Source organism: Nocardia niigatensis NBRC 100131 (assembly GCF_000308655.1).
Lineage (GTDB): Bacteria > Actinomycetota > Actinomycetes > Mycobacteriales > Mycobacteriaceae > Nocardia > Nocardia niigatensis.
Genome location: NZ_BAGC01000061.1, coordinates 118,215 through 124,540 on the forward strand (window position 1 = coordinate 118,215; position 6,326 = coordinate 124,540).

General features: G+C 67.2%; 7 protein-coding genes and 1 pseudogene. 4 read left to right on the forward strand and 4 right to left on the reverse strand.

Features of this window, described 5'->3' with window-relative positions:
- Window positions 1-11 precede the first annotated feature (11 nt).
- From ON33_RS28210 to ON33_RS28220, 3 genes and pseudogenes are all read left to right on the forward strand, one after another.
- Window positions 12-863: pseudogene (locus ON33_RS28210) on the forward strand (polyphosphate kinase 2 family protein).
- Window positions 864-1,025: 162 nt separating this feature from the next.
- Window positions 1,026-1,817: a DsbA family protein gene (locus tag ON33_RS28215; RefSeq protein ID WP_040862153.1), complete on the forward strand. Its 792-nt coding sequence runs from the start codon at window positions 1,026-1,028 to the stop codon at window positions 1,815-1,817.
- Window positions 1,817-2,383 carry a vitamin K epoxide reductase family protein gene (locus ON33_RS28220; protein ID WP_040862112.1) on the forward strand — a complete coding sequence of 189 codons (567 nt, stop codon included), beginning with the start codon at window positions 1,817-1,819 and terminating at the stop codon, window positions 2,381-2,383. The genes ON33_RS28215 and ON33_RS28220 overlap by 1 nt, the downstream gene beginning before the upstream one ends.
- Here the strand turns inward: ON33_RS28220 and ON33_RS28225 are convergent.
- Window positions 2,380-3,525 (reverse strand): S1C family serine protease, encoded by a 1,146-nt coding sequence (locus ON33_RS28225; protein WP_245550781.1) that lies wholly within the window; start codon window positions 3,523-3,525, stop codon window positions 2,380-2,382. The genes ON33_RS28220 and ON33_RS28225 overlap by 4 nt on opposite strands.
- A gap of 65 nt (window positions 3,526-3,590) precedes the next feature.
- The gene (locus tag ON33_RS28230) at window positions 3,591-4,328 is read right to left on the reverse strand and encodes a ZIP family metal transporter (protein ID WP_040862113.1); all 738 of its coding nucleotides are present in this window, start codon (window positions 4,326-4,328) and stop codon (window positions 3,591-3,593) included.
- 107 nt (window positions 4,329-4,435) lie between these two features.
- Here ON33_RS28230 and ON33_RS28235 point away from each other — a divergent pair, with 107 nt between their 5' ends.
- Complete coding sequence (locus tag ON33_RS28235) at window positions 4,436-5,488, forward strand: NAD(P)-dependent alcohol dehydrogenase (RefSeq protein WP_040862114.1); 1,053 nt, start codon at window positions 4,436-4,438, stop codon at window positions 5,486-5,488.
- 68 nt (window positions 5,489-5,556) lie between these two features.
- Here the strand turns inward: ON33_RS28235 and ON33_RS28240 are convergent, their stop codons facing one another.
- Both ON33_RS28240 and ON33_RS28245 read right to left on the reverse strand, forming a co-directional pair.
- A complete protein-coding gene (locus ON33_RS28240; protein ID WP_040862155.1) occupies window positions 5,557-5,748 on the reverse strand; it encodes an antitoxin in 192 nt (63 codons plus the stop codon).
- A gap of 77 nt (window positions 5,749-5,825) precedes the next feature.
- Window positions 5,826-6,206: a VOC family protein gene (locus ON33_RS28245; RefSeq protein WP_040862115.1), complete on the reverse strand. Its 381-nt coding sequence runs from the start codon at window positions 6,204-6,206 to the stop codon at window positions 5,826-5,828.
- Window positions 6,207-6,326 lie beyond the last annotated feature (120 nt).

The window sequence follows — 6,326 nt, forward strand, 5'->3', positions numbered from 1 at the left end:
ACGCATGAGGAATGGCGAAGGCGACATCCTGGTCGAAACCGGTCACCCAGGCGCTACGAGCCGATGGCGTCAAAGTGATCGATCTGAACACATCCGCGACTCCGGGGTTCGAAGGCGACAAGCGCGCCGGCGAACTGCTGCTCGAGGAACGCCGCGCCGTGCTGTCGGATCTGCAGGAAAAGCTCTACGCCAACGGACGGTCCGGTGACACCCGCAGCGTGCTGCTGGTACTGCAGGGCATGGACACCGCGGGGAAGGGCGGCATCGTCCGGCACGTGATCGGTTCGGTGGATCCACAGGGCGTGGACCACGCGGCCTTCGGGGTGCCGACGCCGGAGGAGCAGAAGCACCACTACCTGTGGCGCATTCGCAAGAAGCTGCCGCGCAGCGGCCAGATCGGCGTGTTCGACCGCTCGCACTACGAGGACGTGCTGGTGGTGCGGGTGCACGAGCTGGTCGCGCCGGAGGTGTAGGGCAAGCGCTACGACGAGATCAACAAGTTCGAGCGCAAGCTGGTGGACGACGGCACGAGCATCGTGAAGGTGGCCATGTTCGTCTCACTGGACGAGCAGAAGAAGCGGCTGATGCAGCGGCTGGACCGGGCCGACAAGTACTGGAAGTTCAACCCGGGCGACATCGACGAGCGCGCCTACTGGCCGCAGTATCAAGAGGCGTACCAGGCGGTTCTGGATCGCACCAATACCGACTACGCGCCCTGGTACGTCCTGCCCTGCGATGCCAAGTGGTACGCCCGGCTGGCCGTCACCGAACTGCTCATCGACGCCCTGCAGGGTCTCAAGCTGGACTGGCCGCCCGCGACCTTCGATATCGCCGAACAAAAAAAGCGCCTCGGCCAGGAGTGATATACGCCCTACAGGGTGAATTTCCGTCGTCAGGCACCGGAAACGGCTCGTCGCCGGGTGCCGCGCGCGACTCGGCACCCGGACATGCAGCTTTCTCTCAGGTTCTCGGGTGAAGATGGGCGCGCACGTGTCGTGACAACGGAAGGCGTGGTGAGCGCACAGGTGAGCACTAAACCGGGTGACCGTAACAATCCGCTCGCGCAGGCGGCGCGGGCCGATCGCAACCGCAAGATCTTCATCCAGGTCGCCGTGGCCGCGGTCCTGATCGGTCTGGTGGCCGCCATCGGCATCGGCCTGGCGATGCGCAAGCACGACGACAACAAGGGCGCCGCGAGCCCCTCGGCCACCTTCGCCCCGGCCCTCACCCACGACCCGAGCACGGGCGCGATCCCGCCGAACGTCACCCCGGGCGGCGCCATCCGCATCGGCAATCCGGATGCCAAGGCGAAGGTCCAGATCGTCGCCGACCTGCAGTGCCCGGCCTGCAAGATGTTCGAGGGTTACAACTCCGACGCGCTGGCCAAGGCAGTCCAGAACGGTTCCGCCACCATCGATTACAACATCATCTCCTTCCTGGACCGGGCCTCCAACGGCAACCAGTACTCGACCCGCGCGGCCAATGCCGCCTACGTGGTCGCGGCCTCGGACCCGTCGAAGTTCCAGGCGTGGCTGGGCACGATGTTCAGCAAGCAGCCGCCGGAGAACGGCAACGGCATGACCGATGACCAGATCGTCCAGATCGCCGTCGACGCCGGGTACACCGATCCGCAGGTGGCGCAGGACATTCGCGACGGCAAGTACATCCAGTTCGTGAAGGACGAGACCAAGGCCGTCTTCGCCACCGGACTGCAGTCCACCCCGACCGTGTACGTGAACGGCACCCAGGTGCAGGACGCCAAGACGCTCATGAGCCCTGGCGGCATGACCTCGGCGATCGAGAACGCGGGTAAGTGATGATCGCGGCGGGTCCCCGTTCGGCCTGGCCGCTGCTGCTGGGTGCGTTGATCGGCTGGGCGGCGTCGGCGACGCTGCTGGTCGAGAAGTTCAAGTTGCTGACCGAGCCCGGCTACAAGCCGATCTGCTCCATCGACCAGACCCTCTCGTGCTCGACGGTGATGGAGTCGCCGACGGCGTCGATGTTCGGATTCCCCAATCCGATCATCGGTGTGGTGGGCTTCTCGGTGGCCGTCACCATCGGCGTGCTGGCGGTGTGCGGAATCTCCATGCCGCGCTGGTTCCTCGGCTCGCTGTGGTTCGGCCTGCTGCTCGGCGTGGGCGCCATCTGCTACCTGGTGTGGGACGCGGTGTTCGAGATCCGCGCGCTGTGCCCGTGGTGCATGGTGGTGTGGACGGTGACGCCGGCGCTGCTGGCCATCGTGACCTACATGCTGTGGGGCCGCTCACGGGGGCTGCTGCAAATTCTGGTGGAGTGGCGGTGGACGCTGGTCGCCGTCTTCTACGCGGTGGTCATACTGATCGTGTACATCCAGTTCCAGTCGTACTGGAACAGCAAGTTCTAGTTGGGCGGGCCGACGGTGAGCGTGACGCTCACCGTCCGGTGCCCGCCGGTCGGGTCGCTGACCTCGAGCCGCACCACATCGTCCGGTTTATGGGCGTTGAGTGCGGCTTTCAGCATTTGTGAGCTGGTGATGCTGCGGTCGTCGAGGGCGGTGATGACCTCGCCGTCGGTGAGTCCGGCCGCGTAGGCGGGCAGTCCGTAGATGGACACGTCGATGCGCGCGCCCGGTTGCGCGTCGGAGGTGAGGATGCCCAGGGTGGCGGTGGGGCCGATGTGCACGGTGTCGGTCGGTGTCCCGGAGCGGATCTGGCGGACCACGTTCATGGCGGTGTCGATGGGAACGGCATAACCGTTGGGGCCCTTGCCCATTGCCTTCTGCATATCGCCGGAGGCGGCGGTGATGACGCCGATCACCGAGCCGTACCGGTCCACCAGTGCACCGCCGGACTGCCCGGCGGCCACCGCGGCCGCGACCTCGATCATGCCGTGCAGCGATTTCCGCGACAGGTCCGCGGCATTGCGGGCCACGATGGCCGAATCCAGATTGGTGATCGGACCGCCCACCACGGTCGGCGAGCCGGTGCCGCCCGCGTTGCCGATGGCCAGCACCTCGTCGCCCAGATGCAGCGGGGCGGAATTGCCGATGTGGGCGACCGGGAGCCCGCCGGCGCCGTTCAGATCCAGCACGGCGATATCGGCGCCGGAGTCGTAACCGGCGACGGTGGCGGTGTAGGTCGCGCCGGTGCCGACATCCGAAACCGTCACGGTGTCAGCGCCTTTGATGACGTGATGGCTGGTGAGCACCTCCCCCTCGGCGGTCAGCACGATGCCGGAGCCGGCCGCGCCGAGACCGTAGGGGCGGATGGCCGCGTTGATGTTCACCAGGGCCGGTTCGGCCGCCCGCGAGATCAGGTCGACTTCCAGGGGCGGCAGTGACGGACCGGCCAGTCCGGCGGTGGCGGCGTCGTCGCGGAACGGCCAGCGCGGCAGTTCGCCGCGGTAGCCGAGGAAGCCGGTGATGCCGAGGATGGCGACGATGAACAGCACGAAGGTGCGCCGGCCGCGGCCGGGCCGCCGACCCCGGGCCGGGTAGGGGCCGGTAGCGCCGCCCGCCGGATATCTTCCGCGCGTGTCGCTGTCCACGGACCCTCCCGATTGCGGTTCGCCCGCCGGCTCGAGCATGTCTGTCTTACTGGTGTACCAGTATTTCAATAGCTCAGTGCCGCAACAGCCAACATGAGCAGCACCCCGGCCAGTGTGCACAGCAGCGGTCCTCGGGCGGGTTTGCCCGCATGTGCCTCGGGCAGGATATCGGCCGTGGCGAGATAGAGCAGGAAGCCCGCGAAATAACCGAGATACAGGCCGACCCATTCCGAGGGGACCCGCACCAGCGTGCCGATGATCGCGCCGACCACCGGGGCGACGGCGTCCAGGCTCAGCATGATCAGGCCGCGTTTGCGGGCATTGCCGTAGAGCGTGGTCAGGGTGAAGGTGTTGAATCCGTCGGCGAAGTCGTGGCAGATGACCGCGATGGCCACCGCCACGCCGATCGCCGCGCTGGCCTGGAAGCCGAAGCCGATGCTCAATCCGTCGAGCATGGAGTGGAACACCAGGCCCGCGCCCGCGAACAGGCCCAGCGACGAGAAGTCGTGATTGTGCTGGTGCGCGACGAATTCGTCCTCGTACCCGGTGTGCAGGGCCATCGAGCGCTCGATCACGTGCACGGTGAAGAAGCCGACCACCGCGGCCAGCAGCGGCACCGGGACGCCGAGCATGATGCGGTCGTCCTGTTCCAGCGCCTCGGGCATCAGGTCGAAGGCCACCACACCCAGCATCACGCCCGCGGCCAGGCCGAGCACCAGGCGCTTGCGGTCTCCGATGCGCACCGCCACCAGCCCGCCGATCAGGGTGGCGCACAGGGACAGCAGGGAGAGCAGAACGGCCATTCCGCCAGCATGACGACCGATTGCGCCCGGATTGCCACGCCGCGCCGCACGTGAGAAATCGAACGATCGGTTGGTCATTGCGGGCATGCGGGAGTAGGCATGACTTCATGAGCACTGCTACCGCCTACGCCGTGTCCGCTCCGGACGGGGCCTTCGAGAAGATCGCCATCGAGCGCCGCGAACTCGGCCCGCACGACGTGCTGATCGATGTCAAGTACGCGGGTATCTGCCACTCCGACATCCACACCGCCCGCAACGAGTGGCGCGGCACCGCCTACCCGTGCGTGCCCGGGCACGAGATCGCCGGCGTCGTGTCCGCCGTCGGCTCCGACGTGACCCGGCACCGGGTCGGCGATCGGGTCGGCGTGGGCTGCCTGGTCGGCTCCTGCGGCAAGTGCGAACCCTGCCTGGCCGGGGAACAGCAGTACTGCACCAACGGCGCGGTCTGGACCTACAACTCCGCGGTGCCCGAGGAGGTGCAGGCGGGCGGGCGCACGCTCGGCGGCTACGCCACGCAGATCGTGGTGACCGAGAGCTTCGTGCTGTCCATTCCGGAGGGCATCGGGCTGGATGTGGCCGCGCCGCTGCTGTGCGCCGGCATCACCCTGTTCTCGCCGCTGCGGCACTGGCACGCCGGGCCGGGCAAGCGGGTGGCCATCATCGGCATGGGCGGGCTCGGGCACATCGGCGTGAAGATCGCCGCGGCCATGGGCGCGGAGGTCACCGTGCTCAGCCACTCGCTGTCCAAGCAGGAGGACGGCCGCCGCTTCGGCGCGCACCACTACTACGCGACCGGTGACCGCGACACCTTCAAGAAGTTGCGCGGCTCCTTCGACCTCATCATCAACACCGTCTCCGCCGACCTGCCGATCGAGGACTACCTCAAACTGCTGCGGCTCGACGGCAGCCTGGTAGCGCTCGGCCTGCCCGAAAAGCCGTACAGCGTCCGGGCTTCCGCGCTGGCGGGCTTCCGCCGCTCGCTGTCCGGCTCGATGATCGGCGGCATTCCGCAGACCCAGGAGATGCTGGACTTCTGCGCCGAGCACGGCATCGGCGCGGAGATCGAGGTGATCTCCGCCGACCGCATCGACGAGGCCTACGAGCGCGTGGTTGCCTCCGACGTGCGCTACCGCTTCGTCATCGACACCGCCACCATGTGACGCGCACCGCTCCCGGATGCCGGATTCCGGTGTCCGGGAACGGATTCCGCTACTGCCCCGACCGCGCGCTACTGCCCCGACTGCTCACGTAGGGCCTGCTTGGCGGCGTCCTGCACCTTGTCGACCGCGCCGGCGAACTTGCCGTCGGTCTGCTGGTCCACCATATCGCCGGCCTTGTCGATCAGCGGCTCGAGCTTGTCGGCGTGCTGGCCCGCCAGCTCCGCCGCCTTGCCCGCCGCGTCCTTCAAGTGGTCGAACATGCCCACGGTCCACACTCCTGTCTCGAATCAACGTCCAGGACAGGCTATCTCCGCGCCGCGCGCGGGACCGGCGCAGCTCAGTTCGCGGGCGGCGGGCTGAAGACGCCGAAACGGTTGCCCGAGGTGTCGAGCAACTCGGCGAAGACCAGGCCGTTCTTGGCGGTCACCGGCTGCAGGAACACCTTGCCGCCTTCCTGCTCGGCCGCGGCCAGCACCGCGGGCACGTTCTCGACCAGCACGTAGAAGATGGCGTGGTTGCCGGTGGCGTCGTCCAGATGCGCGATGCCGCCCGCGGGCATCTCATTGCCCGGGTAGGTGACGATGTCGTATTTCCCGTCCTCGTCCGGGTCCTCGGCGAAGTTCCAGCCGAACAGTTCCCTGTAGAAGGCCTTCACCTGATCGGGCTGATTGCTGCCGACCTGGAACCAGGCGACGGTGTTGAACGGCGGAGTGGTCATCTCTGTCTCCCCAGAGGTCATGGTGGATTTCCTTGCCCCATCACGATCTCCAGGCCCAGCGACAACCCCCTGTCGGTGTTTCCGCACTATTTGTCGGTGTTTTCGCCGGACCTCCTAGAC

What these genes read in the sequence shown, in the direction of transcription:
- ON33_RS28220 (WP_040862112.1), top strand. Translation starts at nt 1,817, where the DNA reads ATGATCGCGGCGGGTCCCCGTTCGGCCTGGCCGCTGCTGCTGGGTGCG.
- ON33_RS28230 (WP_040862113.1), bottom strand. Translation starts at nt 4,328, where the DNA reads ATGGCCGTTCTGCTCTCCCTGCTGTCCCTGTGCGCCACCCTGATCGGC.
- ON33_RS28235 (WP_040862114.1), top strand. Translation starts at nt 4,436, where the DNA reads ATGAGCACTGCTACCGCCTACGCCGTGTCCGCTCCGGACGGGGCCTTC.
- ON33_RS28240 (WP_040862155.1), bottom strand. Translation starts at nt 5,748, where the DNA reads ATGTTCGACCACTTGAAGGACGCGGCGGGCAAGGCGGCGGAGCTGGCG.
- ON33_RS28245 (WP_040862115.1), bottom strand. Translation starts at nt 6,206, where the DNA reads ATGACCACTCCGCCGTTCAACACCGTCGCCTGGTTCCAGGTCGGCAGC.